The organism is Pigmentiphaga sp. YJ18, from assembly GCF_038066655.1.
GTDB lineage: Bacteria > Pseudomonadota > Gammaproteobacteria > Burkholderiales > Burkholderiaceae_B > Pigmentiphaga.
Window position 1 is genome coordinate 423,198 of record NZ_JBBUKU010000003.1, and the last position, 20,915, is coordinate 444,112.

Annotated in this window: 23 protein-coding genes; 12 read left to right on the top strand and 11 right to left on the bottom strand. The window is 67.9% G+C overall.

The features are described from left to right. The first annotated feature begins 164 nt into the window (after positions 1-164). Positions 165-1,130, top strand: coding sequence for a Bug family tripartite tricarboxylate transporter substrate binding protein (locus WKR98_RS21795; RefSeq protein ID WP_124690889.1), 966 nt, complete (start codon positions 165-167; stop codon positions 1,128-1,130). Here WKR98_RS21795 and WKR98_RS21800 read toward each other — a convergent pair. From WKR98_RS21800 to WKR98_RS21815, 4 genes are read right to left on the bottom strand one after another with little or no spacing between them, the layout of a single operon-like run. Continuing rightward, on the bottom strand, positions 1,127-2,563 hold the full coding sequence (locus tag WKR98_RS21800) for an FAD-binding oxidoreductase (protein WP_124690890.1): 1,437 nt from the start codon (positions 2,561-2,563) through the stop codon (positions 1,127-1,129). The two genes, WKR98_RS21795 and WKR98_RS21800, sit on opposite strands and share 4 nt — an antisense overlap. A gap of 7 nt (positions 2,564-2,570) precedes the next feature. Further along, positions 2,571-3,335, bottom strand: a complete 765-nt coding sequence (locus WKR98_RS21805) for an ABC transporter permease (protein WP_124690891.1) — start codon at positions 3,333-3,335, stop codon at positions 2,571-2,573. A gap of 6 nt (positions 3,336-3,341) precedes the next feature. Then, positions 3,342-4,148, bottom strand: coding sequence for an ABC transporter ATP-binding protein (locus tag WKR98_RS21810; protein ID WP_341434660.1), 807 nt, complete (start codon positions 4,146-4,148; stop codon positions 3,342-3,344). Beyond that, positions 4,141-5,157 (bottom strand): ABC transporter substrate-binding protein, encoded by a 1,017-nt coding sequence (locus WKR98_RS21815; RefSeq protein ID WP_161567906.1) that lies wholly within the window; start codon positions 5,155-5,157, stop codon positions 4,141-4,143. Before WKR98_RS21815 ends, WKR98_RS21810 begins: the two co-directional genes overlap by 8 nt. 288 nt (positions 5,158-5,445) lie before the next feature. Between WKR98_RS21815 and thiS the strand changes: the two genes are divergently transcribed. The 3 genes from thiS to WKR98_RS21830 are packed head-to-tail and all read left to right on the top strand — an operon-like array spanning position 5,446 to position 7,254. Next, positions 5,446-5,646 (top strand): sulfur carrier protein ThiS, encoded by a 201-nt coding sequence (gene thiS / locus WKR98_RS21820; RefSeq protein ID WP_124690894.1) that lies wholly within the window; start codon positions 5,446-5,448, stop codon positions 5,644-5,646. A gap of 13 nt (positions 5,647-5,659) precedes the next feature. After that, positions 5,660-6,436 (top strand): tRNA (guanosine(46)-N7)-methyltransferase TrmB, encoded by a 777-nt coding sequence (gene trmB, locus WKR98_RS21825; RefSeq protein ID WP_370282526.1) that lies wholly within the window; start codon positions 5,660-5,662, stop codon positions 6,434-6,436. Between the two features lie 32 nt (positions 6,437-6,468). Next, a complete protein-coding gene (locus WKR98_RS21830) occupies positions 6,469-7,254 on the top strand; it encodes a helix-turn-helix domain-containing protein (protein ID WP_161567907.1) in 786 nt (261 codons plus the stop codon). Here the strand turns inward: WKR98_RS21830 and WKR98_RS21835 are convergent. The 7 genes from WKR98_RS21835 to WKR98_RS21865 all read right to left on the bottom strand — a co-directional run bounded on the left by WKR98_RS21835 (position 7,191) and on the right by WKR98_RS21865 (position 13,952). Next, the gene (locus WKR98_RS21835; protein ID WP_124690897.1) at positions 7,191-8,414 is read right to left on the bottom strand and encodes a CaiB/BaiF CoA transferase family protein; all 1,224 of its coding nucleotides are present in this window, start codon (positions 8,412-8,414) and stop codon (positions 7,191-7,193) included. The genes WKR98_RS21830 and WKR98_RS21835 overlap by 64 nt on opposite strands. A gap of 133 nt (positions 8,415-8,547) precedes the next feature. Continuing rightward, positions 8,548-9,771 (bottom strand): IscS subfamily cysteine desulfurase, encoded by a 1,224-nt coding sequence (locus WKR98_RS21840; RefSeq protein ID WP_305037037.1) that lies wholly within the window; start codon positions 9,769-9,771, stop codon positions 8,548-8,550. Between the two features lie 108 nt (positions 9,772-9,879). Then, the gene (locus WKR98_RS21845; protein WP_124690898.1) at positions 9,880-10,422 is read right to left on the bottom strand and encodes a VOC family protein; all 543 of its coding nucleotides are present in this window, start codon (positions 10,420-10,422) and stop codon (positions 9,880-9,882) included. 25 nt (positions 10,423-10,447) lie between these two features. Next, positions 10,448-11,029, bottom strand: coding sequence for an amino acid synthesis family protein (locus WKR98_RS21850; RefSeq protein ID WP_341434661.1), 582 nt, complete (start codon positions 11,027-11,029; stop codon positions 10,448-10,450). Positions 11,030-11,045: 16 nt separating this feature from the next. Then, the gene (locus WKR98_RS21855; RefSeq protein ID WP_341434662.1) at positions 11,046-12,038 is read right to left on the bottom strand and encodes a zinc-dependent alcohol dehydrogenase family protein; all 993 of its coding nucleotides are present in this window, start codon (positions 12,036-12,038) and stop codon (positions 11,046-11,048) included. A 35-nt stretch (positions 12,039-12,073) separates the two neighbouring features. After that, positions 12,074-13,042, bottom strand: a complete 969-nt coding sequence (locus WKR98_RS21860; RefSeq protein WP_341434663.1) for a tripartite tricarboxylate transporter substrate binding protein — start codon at positions 13,040-13,042, stop codon at positions 12,074-12,076. Positions 13,043-13,109: 67 nt separating this feature from the next. Continuing rightward, positions 13,110-13,952 (bottom strand): fumarylacetoacetate hydrolase family protein, encoded by an 843-nt coding sequence (locus WKR98_RS21865; RefSeq protein ID WP_124690901.1) that lies wholly within the window; start codon positions 13,950-13,952, stop codon positions 13,110-13,112. An 85-nt stretch (positions 13,953-14,037) separates the two neighbouring features. Here WKR98_RS21865 and WKR98_RS21870 point away from each other — a divergent pair, with 85 nt between their 5' ends. The 8 genes from WKR98_RS21870 (at position 14,038) to WKR98_RS21905 (ending at position 20,910) form a co-directional block, all read left to right on the top strand. Further along, on the top strand, positions 14,038-14,739 hold the full coding sequence (locus WKR98_RS21870) for a GntR family transcriptional regulator (protein WP_124690902.1): 702 nt from the start codon (positions 14,038-14,040) through the stop codon (positions 14,737-14,739). 138 nt (positions 14,740-14,877) lie between these two features. Next, on the top strand, positions 14,878-15,573 hold the full coding sequence (gene aqpZ / locus WKR98_RS21875; RefSeq protein ID WP_124690903.1) for an aquaporin Z: 696 nt from the start codon (positions 14,878-14,880) through the stop codon (positions 15,571-15,573). A 75-nt stretch (positions 15,574-15,648) separates the two neighbouring features. Then, entirely contained in the window at positions 15,649-16,008 is a 360-nt protein-coding gene (locus tag WKR98_RS21880) for a VanZ family protein (RefSeq protein ID WP_124690904.1), read from the top strand. A 128-nt stretch (positions 16,009-16,136) separates the two neighbouring features. Next, the gene (locus tag WKR98_RS21885) at positions 16,137-16,934 is read left to right on the top strand and encodes an IclR family transcriptional regulator (RefSeq protein ID WP_124690905.1); all 798 of its coding nucleotides are present in this window, start codon (positions 16,137-16,139) and stop codon (positions 16,932-16,934) included. Positions 16,935-16,949: 15 nt separating this feature from the next. Continuing rightward, entirely contained in the window at positions 16,950-18,344 is a 1,395-nt protein-coding gene (locus tag WKR98_RS21890) for an amidohydrolase family protein (RefSeq protein ID WP_124690906.1), read from the top strand. After that, the gene (locus WKR98_RS21895; RefSeq protein WP_161567908.1) at positions 18,341-19,084 is read left to right on the top strand and encodes an ABC transporter permease; all 744 of its coding nucleotides are present in this window, start codon (positions 18,341-18,343) and stop codon (positions 19,082-19,084) included. Before WKR98_RS21890 ends, WKR98_RS21895 begins: the two co-directional genes overlap by 4 nt. Beyond that, complete coding sequence (locus tag WKR98_RS21900) at positions 19,081-19,866, top strand: ABC transporter ATP-binding protein (protein ID WP_124690908.1); 786 nt, start codon at positions 19,081-19,083, stop codon at positions 19,864-19,866. The genes WKR98_RS21895 and WKR98_RS21900 overlap by 4 nt, the downstream gene beginning before the upstream one ends. A gap of 54 nt (positions 19,867-19,920) precedes the next feature. Continuing rightward, entirely contained in the window at positions 19,921-20,910 is a 990-nt protein-coding gene (locus WKR98_RS21905; RefSeq protein ID WP_124690909.1) for an ABC transporter substrate-binding protein, read from the top strand. Positions 20,911-20,915 lie beyond the last annotated feature (5 nt).

Here is a 20,915-nt window from a genome sequence, read left to right on the forward strand (position 1 = left end):
CTGGCTGCGTAATGTACGGGTCAATCCGCGCGCATGTCAATTTTTTAGAAAAGCGTTCCAATATTTAGAAATACCAATTGCGCCATGAAGTTTCCGAAAGTAGCCTAGGCGACGCGATGCCTCGACACTCCATACGACGTTCCAAATAATTCAAGGGGACAACCATGAAAGCGATTGCCGTCGTAGCTGCCGTACTGGGACTTGCCACCGCCGTCCCCGCCTGTGCGGCGGGGTATCCCGACAAGCCGATCAAGATGCTCGTCGGCTTCCTGCCCGGAGGCGGCACCGACGTCACCGCCCGCCTGCTCGCCACCAAGCTGTCCGAGAAACTCGGACAGTCCGTCATCGTGGAGAACCGGCCCGGAGCGGGCGGGATGATCGCGACGGCCGCGGTCGCGCGTTCCGCGCCCGACGGCTACACCATGCTGATGGCGTCGGCGGCCGACGCCGCGCAACACCTGATGCACAAGGATCTTTCGTACGACCTGTTGAAGGACTTCGCGCCGGTCTCGCTGGTCGTCACCGTGCCGTTCGCGCTCGTCGCCAAGCCGACCCTGCCGGTCGAGAACGTGGCCGAGCTGATCGCACTGGCCCGCGCCCACCCCGGCGAGCTGCGCTACGCGTCGTCCGGCATGGGCAGCGCGGCGCACCTGTCCAATGAACTGTTCAACACCATGGCCAAGACCCGGATCGTGCACATCCCGTACAAGGGTGTCGCGGAAGGGGTCACGGCGGTCGCGTCCAACCAGATCGACATGGTGTTCGCCAGCTTTCCGTCCGTCATGGCGCTGGCCGCCGCCAAGAAGGTGAAGCTGCTGGCGGTCAGCACGCCGTACCGCACCGCCGTGATGCCCGACCTGCCCACCGTCGGGGAATCCGGCCTGCCGGGATACGCGCGCTACGGCTGGTATGGGGTCGTGATGCCGAAGAACGTGCCGCCCGAGGTCGTCGATCGCATGAACGCCGCCATCGTCGCGGTGGTCGGCGCGCCGGACGTCAAACAGGCGTTCATCAAGCAGGGGCTGGAGCCCAAGAGCACGACGCGCGAGGAGTTCGCGGGCTTCCTGAAGGACGAGGTCGAGCAGGCGACGGAACTGGCCCGCGCGTCGGGGCTGGAGGCCGCCCGCTAAGACACCGAGGCGCGCGGCTGGCCGTCTCGCGCCACCACTTTCCCCGGATTCATGATTCCCAGCGGATCCACCGCGGCCTTGATCGTACGCATCAGCGCAATCTCGGCGGCGGAACGGGAATAGTGCAGGAACGGCCGCTTGTGCAGCCCGACGCCGTGCTCGGCGGCGATGGAGCCGCCTCTTGCCTGCACGCAGCCGTAGACCGTTTCCTCGATCTCGTGCACCGGCAGCGGCCGGTCGTCCACCTGCACGATGAAGTGGACGTTGCCGTCGCCGGCATGGCCGAAGGCGATGTTGCGCAAGGACGGCCAGCGCGCTCGCAAGCGCTCGCGGCAGGTTTCGACGAAATCGCCGATCTGCGCCGTGGGCACGCTGATGTCGAACCCCACGCGCGCGCCGAGCGCAGGCAGGAAGTCGCTGCCGGATTCGCGCAGTTCCCAGAAGGACTGGGTGTCGCGCAGCGACTGCGCCAGCGCGGCGTCCTCGACCAGCCCTTCCTCGACGGCGGCCTCGATCAGGGAGGTGAACTGATCGGCGTCCTGCTCCGGCTCGAAGCCCGAGGACTCGATCAGCAGATAAAGCCCGTGGCCGTGGGCCAGAGGCGCGGCACCGCGTCCCTGCCGGGCGGCATGCGCCAGCGCGAGTTCGTAGAACTCGGGCCACATCAACTCGAACGCCGACAGCGCCGGGCCGAGCCGCGTGCGGGCCAGGCGCAGCAGCCGGCTGGCGGCGGCGTAATCGGCCAGCGCGCACAGCGCGGTGTTCTGGCTGGCGGGCCGGGGCGCCAGGCGCAGCACCAGGCGGGTGATGACGCCCAGCGTGCCCTCGCTGCCGATGAAAAGCTGCTTCAGGTCGAAGCCGGCATTGTTCTTCTGCATCCTGTTGAGCGAGGAAACGACGGTGCCGTCAGGCAGCACCGCTTCCAGCCCCAGGACCAGGTCGCGCATCATGCCGTAGCGCAGTACGCGGTTGCCGCCCGCGTTGGTGGCGGCGTTGCCGCCTATGCTGCACGAACCGCGCGCGCCGATGTCCAGCGGGAACATCCAGCCGGCCGCGTCGGCGGCCTCCTGCACGCGCTGCAAGGGTGTGCCGGCCAGCACGGTCAGGGTGCCGGCCTGGGCGTCGGTTTCCTCGATGCCCTGCATGCGCTGCAACGACACCAGCACGCTGCCGCGCACCGGCGTGGCGCCGCCCGACAGGCCCGTCAGGCCGCCCTGCGGCACGACGGGTACGCGCAGCCGGGCACAGCAGGCCAGCAGGCGCGCGACCTCGTCGGTCGTGCGCGGCAAGGCCAGCGCCAGCGGCTGGTCTTCGGGCCCCGCCGCCACCACCCAGTCGCGCAGGTGGCGCTCGGGGATGTCGGCCGCGGCGCGGACGACCTCGTCGCCCAACGCCGCGCGCAGTTCGTCCAGCGCCCGCATCAGTGTCGGCATCTGGACATCAGATGGCGACCCTGTTGGCGGACTCGTGCCAGGGGATCATCACCTTGCGCAGCGAGCCGACGGCGAAATACAGCGAGAAGCCGATGGCCGCCAGCAGCAGTACGACCGCGAACAGCGTGTCGACTTCCAGCTCCTGCAGCTTGATGGTGGCCAGGTAGCCCAGGCCGCGCGTGCCGGCCACGAACTCGCCCACCACCGCGCCGATGATGGCCAGCACGATGGCCATTTCCATCCCGGTCAGGATGTAGGGCAGCGAGCTGGGAATGACCAGCAGCCGGAAACGCCGCGACTGCCTGGCGCGGCCCACGGTGAACACCTCGGACAGCCCGCGGTCCACCGATTTGGCGCCCAGGTAGCTGTTGGCGAACACGGGGAAGAAAGCCAGCACCGCCGAGACGATGATCTTGGACTCCAGCCCGAAGCCGAACCACAGGATGAACAGCGGGATCAGCGCGACCTTGGGCGTGACCTGCAAGGCGATCACGAAGGGCTTGAACACCGTGTCGAGGATGGCGACGCGGCCCAGGAGCTGTCCGACGACGGTGCCGAACACGATGGCGAACAGGAAGCCGCCGAGGCACTCGGTCAGCGTGATGCCCAGGTGGTAGTAGGTGTCGGTGGAACCGAGCAGGCGGAACAGGGCCACCACCACCAGTTCGGGCGCCGGCAGCACCAGCGGCGAGACGTCGAAGAAATGCACGTATCCCTTCCAGATCAGGAAGAAGGCCACGACGGCGGATACTTGTAGCGCGAGTCGTTTCATGTCGGGTCAGAGCTCCAGCTTTTTCCGGATGTCGCTGCACAGCTTGCCGAACTCGGGCGAACCCAGGGCTTCCGTGCGGGGACGCGGCAGGTCGATCTTGAATTCGGCCACCACGCGGCCGGGGCGGGCCGACATGACGATCACGCGATCGGCCAGGTGCACGGCTTCGCTGATCGAATGGGTGATCAGCAGCGCGGCGAATCCCTGTTCGGTCCAGATGCGTTCGGTATCGGCCGTGATCTGTTCGCGCGTAAGCGCGTCCAGCGCGCCGAACGGCTCGTCCAGCAGCAGCAGTTCGGGATCGGTGAACAGCGCGCGCGCCACCGAGGCGCGCTGCTTCATGCCGCCCGACAGCTCGGCCGGACGACGCTTCTCGAAGCCGGTCAGGCCGACCAGCTTGCACAGCGCGAGCGCGCGGTCGATGTCGGCGGCCGAGGCCCGGCCCTGCATGAGCCGCGGCAGCATGATGTTCTGCTCGATGCTGAGCCAGGGCAGCAGGCGGTGGTCCTGGAACGCCACGCCCATGCGCGGCGCCTGGCCTTCCCGGCCCCAGTCGATCCGGCCCTCGGTGGGCTCTTCCAGGCCGCACAGGATGCGCAGCAAGGTCGACTTGCCGCAGCCCGAGGGTCCGACGATGGCGACGAACTCGCCCGCGCCGATGGACTGGCGGATGCCCTCCAGGGCCTGGACGGTACCCGACTTGGTGTCGAAGCGCTTGGACACGCCATCCACGCGGACCACCGTTCCGCGGCTGGCGTTCAGCGCATGCACGTTACCGGCCGGCGGTACCGCGCGCACGATGTTGTCAGCCATTGGCGGCCTCCCAGATGTCGTTGGTGTACAGCGGCTTGGTCGTCGGCTGCTTGAGCAGGCCGGCCTGGCGCAGCAGCGACTCGCCCTCGGTCCACTGCGCTTCGTTGCAGCGCAGGACCTGCTTGGGGTTCGCGGTCGCCCACAGCTCGCGGTTGGCGCGCATGTCGGCCAGCGCGATCGGCGTGTTGTCCGACCCGGGGATATCGTACTTGCCACGCATCAGGGCCACGGCCTTTTGCAACGCCGCGTCGTCCATCGCGATCAGTTCCTGGGCCGAGCGATAGGCGGCACGCAGGAAGGCCACGAACGCGTCCTTGTTGGCGGCCAGTTCGGCTTCCTCGGCCAGGTAGACCTGCCCCGGCACGCCGTCGTCCATCTGCATGGTGGAGACGGGGAAGTTCTGCGCGGTCAGCCGGATGGCCGAGCTGGCATTGCCCAGGAAGCCTTGCACGCGCTTGGACTGGATCATGCCGAAGGAGGCGGCGGAATCGGCTACCCGCTCGCGGCGCACCGACTTGGGATCGACCTTGGCGCGCATCAGCATCAGGTCCAGCGTGGCTTCCATCGAGCCGCCGGCCGACTGCACGCCGATGACCTTGCCCGCCAGGTCTTGCGGCGTGCGGATCGGGGCGTCCTTGGACGAGATCACCGCGAACGGCGAACGCTGGGCGATGGTGGCAATGGCGATGACCGGGGCGTTGCTGTTGACGCGCGCCATCATATAGTTGGCGCCGCCGGTGCGGCCGGTCTGCACCTGCTTGGCAGCGGTCAACTGCACGACCTGGGCGGCGCCGCGTCCGGCCTCGACCTTCAGGTCCAGGCCTTCCTTGGCGAAATGGCCGGCCACCGATGCGTACAGCACCGGCGAGAAGGCCAGCGAGAACGACGACGGCGTCAGGAAGGTCAGCTTGCCCTTGCCCTGGGCGTGCACCACGGACACCAGGCCCGGCAGCGGCAGCAGCGTGGCGGCAGCGGCAGCAGCGCTGCCGAGGAATTCACGACGTTTCATGAAAGGACTCCAGTTGTGGCCGCCGGCCATTGCGGCGGCCTGGCCTGGCGCGGGAAGCATCCCGCCGGCATATGAGTGGGAGAAAACCGGAAGGGCCGGTTTGTACCATATATAAAACGATGATTTATATATGGCATAAATACATAGTAGGTCACACTTGGACACGGGTCTATGGGGTAAACCCGAATCAATCAGTCGCATGAATGATCGCCCGGTACCCGCAATCCGTTACCGACCTGACGCGGAGCTTGCCGCACCACCGGCCCGAGACCGACTAAAATCCCGGCCATGAATATCGTATTGAACGGGGAACCGCGCACCATCGAGGCAGCCTCCTCGGTGGCCGATCTGATCCAGGCGCTGGGCTACGCGGGCAAGCGCGTGGCCATCGAGCGCAACGGCGAGATCGTCCCGCGCAGCGCGCACCAGCACACCCTCATCGCCAATGGCGACCGGCTCGAAATCGTCGTCGCCGTCGGCGGAGGCTAGGATCACGATGAACATGACCACTCCTTCTCCCGCCCTGCCCATTCCGGCCGATCCGGCCCTGGCCGGCGGCGAACTGCCCAAGGCCACGCGGCCGGGCACCCACATCCGCAGCTTCGTCCACCGCCGCGGCCACATCACGCTCAGCCAGAAAGAAGCGCTCGAGACCCTGACCGACACCTGGTCCCTGCCCTACACGGACCGCCACATCTCGTTCGCCCAGGTGTTCGGCCGCGAGGCGCCCACCGTGCTGGAGATCGGCTTCGGCATGGGCGAGACCACCGAGCGGATCGCCCTGGCCCAGCCCGAGCGCAACTTCCTGGGCGTGGAAGTGTTCAACGCCGGCGTGGGCGCCATGCTCCGGCGCATCGAGGATTCGGGCCTGCGCAACGTGCGCATCGTCCAGCACGACGCGGTGGAAGTCATGCGCGACATGATTCCGCCGGCCTCGCTGGCGGGCGTGCACATCTACTTTCCCGATCCCTGGCCCAAGAAGCGGCACCACAAGCGGCGCCTGATCCAGCCCGCCTTCATCGAGCTGCTGGCCAGCCGGCTGGCGCCAGGCGCCTATCTGCATTGCGCGACCGACTGGCAGCCGTATGCCGAACAGATGCTGGAAGTGCTGAGCGGCGAGTCGCAGTTGTGCAATACCTGCGAAGGCTATGCCGAGCGCCCGGCCTGGCGGCCGCAGACCAAGTTCGAGACCCGCGGCCTGCGGCTGGGCCACGGCGTATGGGACCTGATCTTCGAACGCCCGCCCGCCTCCCGCTATTCTCCTCGCGCCGATGCCTGACCGCCACGCCCGGACCTGAAGGAACCGCGGCGATGATACGGTCCATCTCCCGGGGACTGGCGGTATTGCGCGCGATGAACGCGCGCATGCATTCCACGCTGGCGGACCTGCACCGGGACACGGGCCTGCCCAAGCCCACCGTCTTCCGCATCCTGGAAACGCTGCGGGATGAAGGCTATGTACGCGAGGTCGACGCCCGCGGCAGCTATCAATTGACCGGCAAGGTACGCGACCTGAGCGACGGCTGCTCGGAACGGCTGCTGATCGTGGACGCGGCCATTCCCTGCATGATCCGGACCACGCGCCGGATCAAGTGGCCGCTGGGGCTGTCGACCCTGGACGGCGACCGCATGGCCGTGCGCTACAGCACCATGCCCTACAGCCCCCTGGCCTACCTGCCCACCACGTACGGGCGCCGCCATCCGATGACGCAATCCTCGGTCGGGCTGGCCTACCTGGCCTTCTGTTCCGAACCCGAACGGCGCTTCCTGCTGCCCGAGGGAGCCCCGGCGGAACTCCAGGCCGTCCTGGACGCCACGCGGGCCCGCGGCTACGCGGTCCGGCAACCCACCGCGGAGTGGGAAAGCGCGACCTGCGCCGTGCCGGTGGCCGAGGACGGCGAACTGCTGGCCGTGCTGAGCATGACCACCTTCGGCTCCACGATGACCCGGGACTTCCTGGACCGCCACATCCCCATCCTGCGGCAGACCGCCCTGGAGATCCTGGCGGCCCATGCGCCGCTGCGGCACATGGATCAGGCCGACGAAGGCCCCAGCGCGCCGGTGCCGGCCAACGCCTCGATCTCTTCCGGCGAATAACCCGCCTCGGCCAGGATCTCGGCGCCGTGTTCGCCCAGCTTGGGCGCCGGCCGGGATGGCGCGTCGTCCCGGCCGCTCATGCGGGTGGGATCGGCCAGGTCCCACATCTTCCCCTCGGTGGGATGATCGACTTCGCGCAGCAGGCCGGAAGCCACGATGTGCGGATCCGAGCGCAGGCTGTCCAGCGTGTTGTAGGGCATGGCCGGAATGTCCGCTTCCTTCAGCAGGGCCAGCCACTCGGCGGTCGTGCGGCGAGCGATCGCCTCGGCCCGGATGCCGAAGTACTCGCGGCTATGGGCGGCGCGGGCCTGCTTGGTACTGAAGCGCGGATCGGTCTGCATCTCGGGATGCCCCATGGCGCGCATCAGCGCGAAGGCCTGGGCATCGGTGTTGGTCGTCAGGCAGACGTAGCCGTCCGACGTCTTGACGGGACTGGCCTGCGGATCGATCAGGCGCAGGTCGCCGGGCGGAGACAGCGGCGGCTCGAAGGTCGCGCCGTACAGATGCTCGCTCAGCATCAGGGCCGCCATGTTCTCGAACATGGGCACTTCCACGCACTGGCCTTCGCCGGTGCGCTCGCGCTGGAACAGCGCCATCATGACGGCATTGAGCGCCATCAGGCCCACGGTGCGGTCGGCCACGACGTAGGGCACGTAGCGCGGCTGGCCGGTCGCCATCTCGGACAGCGCGGCCACGCCCGCCCCGCCCTGGATGATGGAATCGTAGGCGGGCGTGTCGCGGTACGGCCCCGGGCCGAAGCCCACCATCGCGCAATACACCAGCCGGGGGTTGGCGCGCGCCACGCTGCCGTAGTCCAGCCCCAGGCGCTCGACCGCCTGCGGGCGCATGTTGATCAGCAGCACGTCGGCGCGCGCGACCAGCCGCATCACGGCCTCGCGGCCGCGCGGCTGCTTCAGGTCGAGCACGATGCTGCGCTTGCCCCGGTTCAGGTGCATGAACTTGCCCGACATGCCGGGCGTGGGGGAAGGCCCGGCAATCCAGCGGATGACGTCGCCGTCGGCCGCCTCGACCTTGATCACGTCGGCGCCGTGGTCGGCCATGATCTTGGCGGCATACGGCCCGACCACCGCCGAGGTGAGATCGAGGACACGAATGCCGGACAGGGCGCGCCGGGCGCCGGAAGCGGAAGGATCGGACATGGCGGAAGGCCGCGCTGCGCGGCCGGAAACAAACGGATCCGCGCAGCATAGCCCCGCCGGACCGCGGCGTGACGGGCTTTCTTCGGTTATTTCGGCACGCGAAACGGCGGCCCCGCCGTTCCGGTCTCGTCCCTTAGTGGGCGGCCCACTGGATGGTGCTCAGGTCCACGCCGTCCTGGTACATCTCCCACAGCGGGCTGAGCTCGCGCAGCTTGGCGACCTTGCCCTTGATCAGATCGACGACGAAATCGACTTCCTGCTCGGTGGTGAAGCGGCCCAGCGTGAAGCGGATGGAGCTGTGTGCCAGTTCGTCGCTGCGGCCCAGGGCGCGCAGCACGAAGGAAGGCTCCAGCGACGCCGAGGTGCAGGCCGACCCCGACGAGACGGCGACGTCCTTGATCGCCATGATGAGCGACTCGCCTTCGACGAAGTTGAAGCTCATGTTGAGGTTGTGCGGCACGCGGTGTTCGAGGCTGCCGTTCACATAGACTTCCTGCATCTCGGACAGTCCCGCCAGCAGCCGGTCGCGCAGCTTGCCGACGCGCGCCGACTCCAGCTGCATTTCCAGCCTGGCCAGGCGGAAGGCTTCGCCCATGCCGACGATCTGATGCGTGGCCAGCGTGCCCGAGCGCATGCCGCGCTCGTGGCCGCCGCCGTGCATCTGCGCCTCGATGCGCACCCGCGGCTTGCGCCGCACGTACAGGGCGCCGATGCCCTTGGGGCCGTAGAGCTTGTGCGCGGTCACCGTCAACAGGTCGACCGGGAAGGACTGGACATCGATGGGTACCTTGCCCGCGCCCTGCACGGCGTCGCAGTGATACAGCACGCCGCGCTCGCGACAGAGCTTGCCGATGGCTTCCACGTCCTGGATCACGCCGATCTCGTTGTTGACCAGCATGACCGAGACCAGGATGGTGTCGGGGCGGATGGCCGCCTCCAGGCGCTCGAGCGGCAGCAGGCCGTCCTCGTCCACGTCCAGGTAGGTGGCCTCGAAGCCCTGGCGCTCGAGTTCGCGGAAGGTGTCCAGGACCGCCTTGTGCTCGGTCTTGACGGTAATGATGTGTTTGCCGCGCTCGGCGTAGAAATTCGCCGCGCCCTTGATGGCGAGGTTGTTGCCTTCGGTGGCGCCCGAGGTCCAGACGATCTCGCGCGGATCGGCGTTCAGCAGCGCCGCGACGTGGCCGCGCGCGGCCTCGACCGCTTCCTCGGCCTCCCAGCCATAGGCGTGGCTGCGCGAGGCGGGATTGCCGAACTTCTCGTACAGATAGGGCACCATGGCGTCGACGACGCGCGGATCGACCGGCGTCGTGGCGCTGTAGTCCATATAGACGGGAAGGCGCATGGGGGCTTGGGGCATGTTTCGCTCCTGGAACGTGCGGTATTGCAGATGGCCGCCATAGTAGCCTGCCCCTCCTTCCCATAAGGTAATACCCCGGCTGCCAGCATTGACACCCGGGCCCGCGGCCTAGCCAAGCGACGCGACGAAGCGACGCTCCCATTCCTCGCGCGGCATGAAGGTCGGGTCCTGCCGGCACAGGCGTTCGGTCTGCTCCAGCAGCACGGAATCGGGCAGGTCCAGGTCGAGCGGATCGCCATGCGGCTGGGCCACGTGGTAGGGAGTATCCATATAGACCTCGACGGTATTGCCCTCGATGTCCGAAAAATAGATGGACAGCGCGTTGCCGTGGTTCAGGCCGCGCATGCCGGTCGCGCCCTGGGCCAGGGCATCGCGGTGGATGCGCCGCAGGTCGTCGATGGCCGGCACCTTGAACGACATCTGCATCACGGTGCTGAAGGTGGCGTCCGCGGGCCGGCCCGATGCCAGCACGAGCTGATGGTGCTGCTCGGGCCGCGCGCTCAGGAAGACCAGGGTGTTGCGGAACGTGGATCCCTCGCCCCGGTCGGTCTCCTTCAGGCCGAACACCCGCGTGTAGAAAGCCACCATGCGCTCCACGTCGTGCACGTAGATGCCGAAATGGGACAAGCTGGGCAATGCCGATACCGCCATGGGTTTCTCCCTTATCCGTCCATCGTCAGCGCAGGCCGTCGTGGCCCTGTACGTCCCGGGCAGCCAGCCCGCCCAGCCGCGCATGGACGCGCCCTCCCGTGGCCATCGCCAGGCCGAACAGGATCTCGTCGCGCCGCGGTGCATCCCACAGGGTCATCTCGGCCACGCCGAAATGGCTGCGCACGAAGGCTGCCTGGGTATGGCCCAGCGGGATCATCAGCCGCGTTCCCGCGTGGCCGATGGTCTTGGCGGCGGGCACGATGGCCTTGCGCTCGCCCAGCACTTCGCGCATGGCCCAGCCTCCCGCCTCGTGCCAGACGGCGCCGTGTTCCAGTTCACCATCCTCGCCCACGATCGCGCCCTTGCCATAGGCTTGCACGTTCGCGGCCCCGCCCAACGCGTCGGCCAACTGGCGCGACAGGTCGCGCCCCAGCTCGCGCAGCGCCTGCATGAAGGGCAGCAGGTCGGGCTCGTAGCGGCCTGCGTAGGGGTTGGCGACCACGGCCAGCGCCGTGCCCACCCGCAGCGGCGTCGCCGCCGCGGGGCCGCGTTCGTGCAGGATGGTTTCGATGGACAACTGGGTCTTGCGAACGGCAACGAGCGGCATGAGGATTCCTAGGGTGTCAGGGGATCAGGATGATCTTGCCTATGGTTTCGCCGGCGTCGAGGATGCGATGGGCATCCCGGACGGCGTCCAGCGGCATGCGGGTGGCCGCGGGCGGCGTGATGCGCCCTTCGGCCAACAGGCCGATCAGGCCTTCCGTGGCGGCGCGCCGCGTGGCGCGATCGTGGTCGAAGCTATGGATGGAGAAACAGCGCAAGGCCAGGCTGCGGCCCACCAGCTTGCGCAGCTCCCCGAAAATCTCCGGCTGCGGCGGTCCGCCCACGATGTTGTAGGACACAGCCATGCCGAAGGGAGCCAGCGCGTGCAGGCAGTCCACCAGGATGCCCGCGCCGATGTGATCCAGGGCCAGGTCCACGCCTTCGCCGCCGGTCAGCGCCATGACGCGCTCCGGGATGGACTCCCGCAGGCGATCGATCACGTGCGCGGCCCCCATGGCGGTGGCGAAGGCCGCCTTCTCGTCGGAACTGACCACGCCGATGACCTCGCTGCCCTGCAGCCGGGCCAGCTGGATCACGGCCGAGGCCACGCCGCCGGCGGCGCCGGTCAGCAGGACGCGGCGCGCCCGTACACCGGGGTTGCAGCGATTCAGCAGCGCATCGGCCATCAGGAAATTGGGCAGGCTGAGCGCGGCCTCGAAGGAGATCGCCGCCGGCAGTTCGAACGGCGCATCGGCCGGCACGCAGATCGCTTCGGCATAGCAGCCGCCGCGCTGGACCAGTTCCCGCGCGCTGACCAGCACGCGCCGGCCGGCCAGTTCCGGCGCGACGCCTTCGCCCACCGCGTCGATCACGCCGGCCATCTCGCCCCCCGGCGTCGCCGGCAGCGGCGGCATCCATTTATAGGTGCCGTTGCGCATCAGCACGTCGGGGCGGCCCACGCCGATGGCGCGCGCCGCGACGCGGACCTGGCCCGGCCCGGGCACGGGCGCCGGCACGTTGGCGATGACGAGCGCGTCGGGCCCGCCGGGCTGGTGGATCTGTACGAGTTTCACGGTTCCATGCCTTGGAGTCTAGAAGTGGCCGCAGTTTAGAGCCGGGGTATGTTCTTGTCCCTGGCCACGGCCAGGTAGCGGTCGATCTCGCCGGCGATGCGGCGCTTCATCGCATCCGGGGAACTTGGCGCGACCGCGCCGCCCATCTGTTCCAGCCGGGACTGCACCTCGGGCGCCGCCAGCGCCTTGCGCAACTCGGCGTTCAGGCGGTCCACCACGGCGGCCGGCGTCCTGGCCGGCGCGGCCAGGCCCGCCCACGAACTGACGTCGAAACCCGCGAAGCCCGACTCGTCCAGCGTCGGCACGTCCTTCAGGCCACTCCAGCGCTCGCGGCTGGTGACGGCCAGCACACGTACGGTCCCGGCCTTGAGCTGCGGCACGGCCACGGTGGCCGTGTCGATGACGAAATCCACTTCTCCGCCCAGCATGCCGGTCAGCGCCGCGGCGCCGCCGCGATAGGGTACGTGCAGCAGCGGCACGCCCGCCTGCGCGGCCAGCAGTTCGCCCGTCAGGTGCTGGGTCGTGCCCACGCCGGCCGATCCGTACGTGACGCCGCCGCTGCGCCGCTTCATCGCTTGCAGCAGGTCGTCCATGTTCCGGTAAGGCGCATCGCGCTTGACCATGATGAAGAACGGAAAATCCATCACGGTCGAGATCATCGAGAAATCGTTGACCGGATCGAAGCCCAGCTTGTCGCTCAGCGCGCCTGCCACGCTGTGGCCGCCCATGAGCATGACCAGCGTATGGCCGTCGGGCGCCGACTTCGCCACCGACTGCGAGGCGATGTTGCCGCCCGCGCCCGTGCGCGGCTCGATCACGACGGGTACGCCCAGGTTCCTGGACAGCTCCTGGCCGACCACCCGGGAAATGATGTCGGCGTTGCCGCCCGCCGCGTAGCCATGCACGATGCGCACGGCCTGCCCCGGCTGCGGGAAATCGCCGGCGTGCGCGGTCCCCGCGGCGGCCAGGCAAGCGCCCGCCGCCACCCATCTCCACATGCGCATGATGTCTCCTCCTGGTTCTTGTAGGAATGGATCGGGCGCCGGCTGCGCGGACGGCGCCCCGGGGGCGCTACTCGTCCATGACCGGGTTCACCAGTTCTCCGATCCGGGTCACTTCGATGCGCACGCTGTCCCCCTGCTTGAGCAACAGCGGCGGCGTGCGCTTGAAGCCTATGCCGCTGGGCGTGCCGGTCGCCAGGATGTCGCCCGGATTCCAGGGCAGCGCCTGCGAGACATAGGCGATCAGATGGGGAATGTCGAAGGCGAGCTCGTCGAGCCGGCCTTCCTGGACTTGTTCGCCGTTCACGTAGGTGCGCAGCTCCAGCTCGCGGTAGTCGGCGATCTCGTCGGCCGTCACCATCCAGGGACCGAGCGGCCCGCTGGCGGCGAAGTTCTTGCCCATGCCGTATTGATGGGTGTGGAACTGCCAGTCGCGCACCGACGCGTCGTTGAAGATGGTGTAGCCCGCGACATGGGACATGGCGTCGCCGGGCGCGATATGACGTCCGCCCTTGCCGATCACCACGGCCAGTTCGCCCTCGTAGTCGAACTGGTCCGACACGCGGGGCCGCCGGAGCGGCTGCCCGGCGCCGATCAGAGTGTCGGCGAACCGGTGGAAGATGACCGGATGCTTGCCGACCGTGCGGCCGGCCTCGGCGGCATGGGCCACGTAGTTGATGCCCACGCAGATGATCTTGCTGGGCTCGGGAATGACGGGCATCAACTGGACCTCGGCCAGCGAGCAATCCGCCGCCAGCCGCGCCGACAGCGCCCGGGCCTGATCCTGCATGCCGCGCGCCAGCAGCGTGCGCAGGTCGGGAGCGTCCAGCCGCCCCCCCAGCTCCACGATGCCGCCGTCCTTGACCACGCCGTAGCCGGCCCGCCCATTCCTGAGGAAAGAAACGAATCGCATGCATGCTCCTTTTTTATGCATATTTTTATTTATTGTGCATAAAACTCGGTTTGTGCGCAACATCCGTTTCTGGCATAGTCGCCGCATGATCCAGGAGACCCCCGCCGCCGAGGCGCTGCCGCTGACCGAGCAGGCTTATCTCGCCCTGCGCCGGGCCATCGTGCGCGGCGACTTCGAGCCGGGACAGCGCCTGCGCGTGGAAGAACTGCAACGTCGCTTCGGGCTCAGCAGCAGTCCGCTGCGGGAAGCCCTGAGCCGGCTGGTGCAGCAGGGATTGGTCCGGACGCTGGAGAACCGCGGCTTTCGCGTCGCGCCCATCCATGCCGACGCGATGCGCGACCTGACCCGCCTGCGGCTGATGATCGAAACCGAGACCCTGCGCGACGCCATCGAACACGGCGACGACCTCTGGGAAGGCCGGGTCGTGGCGGCCCACCACAACCTGGCCCTGGTCGAAAAGCGCCTGGCGTCCGGCCCCGTGGTGCTGGACGACGACTGGTCCGACCGCCATCGATCCCTGCACCTGGGCATCTATTCGGCTTGCAGTTCGCCGCTGCTGCTGGGGCTGGTCGAGAACCTGTTCGACCAGGCGGAGCGTTTCCGCCGCTTCTCGGCCCGCCACCGACAGACCGACCGCAGCAAGAACGACGAACACCAGCGCATCGTCGACGCGGTGCTGGCGCGCGACACCGACCGCGCGGTCGAACTGCTGCGCCGTCACATCGGCGGCACCGAGCGCAACGTGCTCGACGCCCTCCAGGCCATGGAGACCGCGCCCGCCTCCTGACGGCCGCACGCTAAACAAACCCAAACACCGCGCCATGCGTTGCGCAAATGCCTCATAGAATCACGGCGCGATTGCGCACGAAACGCAGTGGGAGCATGCTCCGCGTGCTACTCGACCATTGCACGACATGGGGGATATATGAGCAAAAAGCTTTGCGCGGAATTCCTGGGTACGTTCTGGCTGGTATTGGGTGGCTGCGGCAGCGCGGTCCTGGCCGCGGCGTTTCCGGAGCTGGGCATAGGATTCGCCGGCGTCGCGCTGGCCTTCGGCCTGACGGTGGTAACCATGGCCTACGCGGTCGGACACATCTCCGGCGGGCACTTCAACCCGGCGGTCACGGTAGGCCTGGTCGCCGGCGGCCGTCTCCCGGCCAAGGACGCCGTGCCCTACATCATCGCCCAGGTCGTGGGCGGCCTCGCCGCCGGCGGGGTCCTGTACCTGATCGCCAGCGGCAAGGCGGGCTTCGATGCCAGCGCCGGCTTCGCCTCCAACGGCTACGGCGAACACTCCCCCGGCGGCTATACGCTGGCCGCGGCGGTCGTCTGCGAACTGGTGCTGACGGCCTTCTTCCTGATCGTGATCCACGGCGCGACCGACAAGCGCGCGCCCGCCGGCATGGCGCCGCTGGCCATCGGCCTGACGCTCACCCTCATCCACCTGATCAGCATCCCGGTCACCAACACCTCGGTCAACCCCGCCCGCAGCACCGGCGTGGCCGTGTACCAGGGCAGCTGGGCGCTGGAACAGCTGTGGGTATTCTGGCTCGTGCCGCTGGTCGGCGGCGCGATCGGCGGACTGATCTACCGGCACCTGCTGGAAAAAGAAACGAACTGACACCGGGCGTTCTCGAAGCACGGCGATAATGGCGGGCGGGGAAGCTTCCCCGCCCTTCGCCTACTTCGGACACCGATGAATCTACGCCTGACCGCCTTCGGCGGATGGAAACCGCTGTTCTGGGCGGCCCTGCTGGGGATACTCGCGCTATCCCTCCTGCCTTCCGCCACTCCCCTGCCCACCACGGGGTGGGACAAGACCAATCACCTGCTGGGCTTCGGCGTGCTGGCCGCGCTGGCGCGCTTCGCCTATCCCGGCCCCGCGTGGCCGCGCCTGCTGGGCCTCCTGGCCTATGGCGCGCTGATCGAGATCCTGCAATCCATGACACCCGACCGGTCAGCGGAATGGGCGGACCTGTTCGCGGACAGCCTGGGCATCGCGATCGGCTGGTGCGTGGCTTGGGTAGCCACGATCGGATCGCAGCGACGGGCCTAGAGCCTGGGAGTTTCCCTCATAGGAGCACCGGATTCCCTCATGGCTGGACTGGCCGTTGAGGGACGAAAACGCATTCCTATAATGAGACACACCTTGTCCGATATAGCCGGACTCAGCAGGGAGCGATCATGGCGATCCAGGCAGAAGGTGTGGAGCATTACCCGTCGTTCGAACGCATCATCGACATCTGGCTGTCGTTCGTCACCCCTGGCGCCGTCCATTCCGCGCAAGCCATCGCCCGGGAGTTCGGGACCTCGCGCAGCTCCACTTACCGCTACCTGCAGATCCTGCGCGAACGCGGCCTGATCGAGGACGTGGACGGAGCGGGCAACTATCGCCTGGGATCCGCCTTCGTCAATCTCGTGCGCAGTTGCGAGGATCCCAGCACCTCGGCCTCCATCGCCGAGCCCTTCGTACACGAGCTGGCCCTGACGAGCGGTGAAACGGTGCTCTTCACCACGCGCATCGGCGATCGCGTCATCTGCACGGTGGCATTGGAAAGCCGGCAAGCCGTCCGGGTCTCGGTCGATCCGGTCCGCAACGTGCCGCTGCACCTGGGTTCATCGGCCAAGGTCCACCTGGCCTACCTGGAAGAACAGGAACGCGCGCGCGTGCTGCCGCGCCTGCGCGCGGCGCGGCCCGGGGGCAAGCCTTTCGACCCGCAGGCGCTGGAGCGGTCCCTGGCGGCCATACGCGAGCAGGGCTATGCCATCAGCGATGGCGAGATCGAGGCCGGCGTGCGCAGCGTATCGGCCCCCGCCTTCTTTCCATCCGGTTCGCTGATCGGCGCCATCACCCTTGCCGCGCCGGCCTTCCGCCTCCAGGACAAGGTGCTGAAACAGGCCGTGCTGCACGTGGTGGCCGCCGCGCGCCACATCAGCGACGCGGCCTCGGCCACGCAGTCCCGCCGCGCCTCCGCCGCCTGACCCATCGGAGTTGCCATGACACGGATACTGATAGAGAACGGCGTGGTCCTGACCATGAACCAGGCCGGCGACATCCACGAGCGCGGCTGCGTGCTGGTCGAGGACTCCCGCCTGGCGTATGTCGGCCCCCGGGAAGGCCTGCCCCGCGACCTCGAGGCGCGACGCCACGATGCCGCCGGCCACGTGGTCATGCCGGGCCTCGTCAACTGCCACACGCATCTGTGCATGATCTTCGGCCGCACGCTGGCGACGAATACCGACCTGCTGTCCTGGCTGGACCTGCAGATGCCGCTGATGCGCGCGCTGGATGCCGAGGCCATGCTGGCGGCGCAGACGCTGGGTTGCGTCGAGAACCTGAAGAATGGCAACACGACGCTGGTGGAAAACCTGTTCGCCCCCCGGTCGGACTCGGTGTCGCCGGAAGACAGCGCCTTCGCCGCCATGGAAGGCACGGGTGTTCGCGGCGTGGTGGCCCGTGCCTTCGAGGCGATCCATTTCGATCCGGCATTCGTCGAGACACCGGCGCAGCAGGCGCAGCGGGTGCGCAGCCTGCATGCGCGCTGGCACGGCCGTGCCCAGGGGCGCCTGGGGCTGTCCTTCGGCCCGCTGCTGCCGTGGACGCTGGACGAATCCATGCTGCGCGCCAGTCGGGCGCTCGCCACGGAACTGGGGATTAGCCTGCACATGCACGTGGCCGAGTCGCGCGAGTTCAACCGCATCATCGAGCGCCACTACGGCCGGCCGGTGCGCAACGTCGAACTGCTGCACGAAACCGGCTGTCTCGGCCCCGACGTGCAGGCGGTGGGCGTGTCGGACCTTTCCCCCAACGAGATCGCGCTGCTGGCCGAGACCGGCACCTCGGTCGTTCTCGATCCGCAGACCCGGCTCTTCTGGGGCACGGGATTTCCCGCCCTGACGCCATTCCTCGAAGCCGGCATCAACTGCGGGCTCGCCACCAACGGACCCGCCGCGAACTGCGGCCAGGACCTGTTCGAGAGCATGAAGTACGCCTGTGCGACCGCCAAGACCGCGGCGGGAGATCCCCATGCGCTGGACGCGCGGCGGGCGCTGCGCATGGCGACCATCGAAGGGGCGCGCGCGCTCGGCCTGGATCGCCGGACGGGTTCGCTGGAAAGCGGCAAGCAGGCGGACCTCATCACGCTCGACCTGCGCCAGCCCCACCTGGTGCCGGCCTTCGATCTCGAAGCGGCCCTGGTCTTCAGCGCGCGGGGCACGGACGTGCGCGATGCCATGGTGGACGGGGAATGGCTGATGCGGGGCCGCCGCCTGACCCGGATCGACGAAACCGCCCTGCTGGACCGCGCCGAGGAACTGGCCGGGCACGCCCTGGCCAAGGCCGGGGTCCGCCAGCCGCGGCATCGCACCCTGACCTCCCAAGGAACCCCATGATGATTAGGCTTGTTTCCGTCGCCGCGGCGATCGCGCTGTGGTGGCTGCTGTCCCTGGCCTTCACGGCCTCGGTGCTGCCCGGCCCCTTGCTAACGCTCCAGACGCTGGTGGAGAACATCGCCGCCGGCAACGTCCTGGTCCACCTGTGGATGACGCTGGCCCGGGTGACCGCCGGCCTCGCGCTGGCGCTGCTGATAGGCGTGCCCATCGGCGTGCTGATGGGCCTGTACCGGCAGGTCGAGCGAGCCCTGGACCTGTGGGTGATGGTGGGCCTGACCGTCCCCAGCCTCTGCTACGCGCTGGTGTGCTTCATCTGGCTGGGGCTGAACGAGGCGGCCACCATCGTGGCCATCGGCATCACCGCCGCTCCCTCGATCGCCATCAACCTGTGGGAAGGGGTCAAGAACATCGACACCCGGCTGGTGGCGATGGCCCGCGTGTTCGAAGCCGATCGCTGGACCGTCTTCCGGCGCGTGGTCCTGCCCCAGGTACTGCCCTATGTGATGGCCTCGGTGCGTTTCGGCCTGGGGATCATCTGGAAGATCGCCGTGCTGGTCGAACTCATCGGCCGCCCCAACGGCGTCGGCTTCCAGCTCTTCTACTGGTACCAGCTCGCGGACATGCCCCAGGTGCTGGCGTGGACGCTGCTGTTCACCATCGTGATGCTGATCATCGAACTGGCGATTCTCAAGCCGATCGAGCATCGACTCTTCTCCTGGCGCCCGAGGGTGGAACTATGAACGATGTCGTCTTCTCCGTCCGCAACCTGGTCAAGGAATTCCCGGGCCGCGACGGCGCGGCGCCGCTGCGCGTCCTCAAGGGCCTGGACCTCGTTGTGCACAGGAACGAGTTCATCTGCATCCTGGGCCCGTCGGGGTGCGGCAAGTCCACCTTCCTGAACATCCTGTCCGGCCTCGATCCCCGCTACAGCGGCGAAATCGACGTGGGCGGCCGCAAGTTCAAGGCGGGCAAGCCGCCGCTGCGCATCGGCTATCTGTTCCAGGAACCCCGCCTGCTGCCGTGGCTGACCGCGGAACAGAACGTGGACTTCGCCATGCGCAGCTGCCGCATTCCCGCCGCGCGCCGGGCCGAGCTGAAGGACCGCCACTTCCACCTCACGCGGCTGGATGCGTTCCGCGGCCACTACCCCCACCAGATGTCGGGCGGCATGTGCCAGCGCCTGGCGCTGGTGCGCGCGCTGTGTGTCGAACCCGACGTGCTGCTGATGGACGAACCCTTCAGCGGGCTGGACGAGCTGACCGCGCGGCGGCTGCGCGTGGACCTGCTGGACATCTGGCGCGACACCGGCAAGACCATCATCTTCGTGACCCACAACTCGTACGAGGCCTCGTTCCTGTCGGACCGCATCCTGATGATGTCCCAGGGCGAAGTGCAGCAGGAAATACCCATAGACGTAGCCCGGCCGCGGGACTACGACGACCCCGAGATCTTCGAGATCAACCGCAGGGTGGTGAAGCTGTTTCTCGAAGTCGCGGAAGCCGCGGCGCCTGCCACGCCCTAGCTCCGGGCGTATCCGCCGGCTCGGCCGGCCCATCATCTTCGTCAAGGAACTGGCATGTGGAAATCGCTCGCAATTCGACTTTGCCGTCTGGCCCTGCTCGCCGCGGCAACCTGGTATCCGGCCGCGCAGGCCGCCGAACCGGTCACGATCCGGCTGGGCGACCTGGCGCAGTCGGTCAACGGCATCGCCTCCGGGGTCATGGTGTCCCAGGGCATCGACAAGAAGTACGGACTCAAGGTGGAGTACTCGGTCTACCCCACCCTGGACGGCCTGTTCACCGCGATACGCGGCAAGCAGGTCGACGTCGGCTTCGGCGGCTGGACGGCCTTCGCCCAATTCCGCAGCAAGGGCGTGCCGGTGACGATGCTGTATCCGGTGGGCCGCGGCGCTTCGCTGGACGTGCTCGTCGCCAAGGATTCCCCCATCCGTTCGCTGGCCGACCTCAAGGGCAAGCGCATCGGCTCGTACGCGGGCGCGGCCGGCACCGCGACGGTGCTGCTGCGGGTACTGACCAGCAAGTATTTCGGCTATGACCCGGGCACCGGTGGCCAATTGCAGTATGCCGGCCCCGGCCTCCTGCCCTCGTTGCTGGAAAAGGGGGAGATCTCGGCCGCCCTGCTGTTCGATCCGCTGGCGGCCAAGGCAATCGCCTCGGGCAAGTTCCGCTCCATCGGCAACCTGGCCGACGTCTACAAGGAGAAGGTAGGCGAGGACTTCCTCTGGACCGGCTATGCGACCAATGACGATTTCATGAAGGCCCGTCCCGAGGCGCTGGCCAATTTCGTCCGCGCCTGGATCGAGTCGGTGAACTACGTGAAGACGCATCCCGAGGTATTCGTCGCCTACGGCAAGCAGTTCGGCTTCGACGCCAACAACGTGCGCATCCTGCAGGAACGGGTGAACGCCGACTACGTGCTGACCTGGAACGACGAGTACATCCGCTACCTGGGGAACTTCGCGCGCCTGTCCAACGAGGTCATGGGCGCCGGCTTCCTGGACAGCGTTCCGCCCGCCGCGTTCACCACGCGCTTCGTTCCCAAGTGACCCAT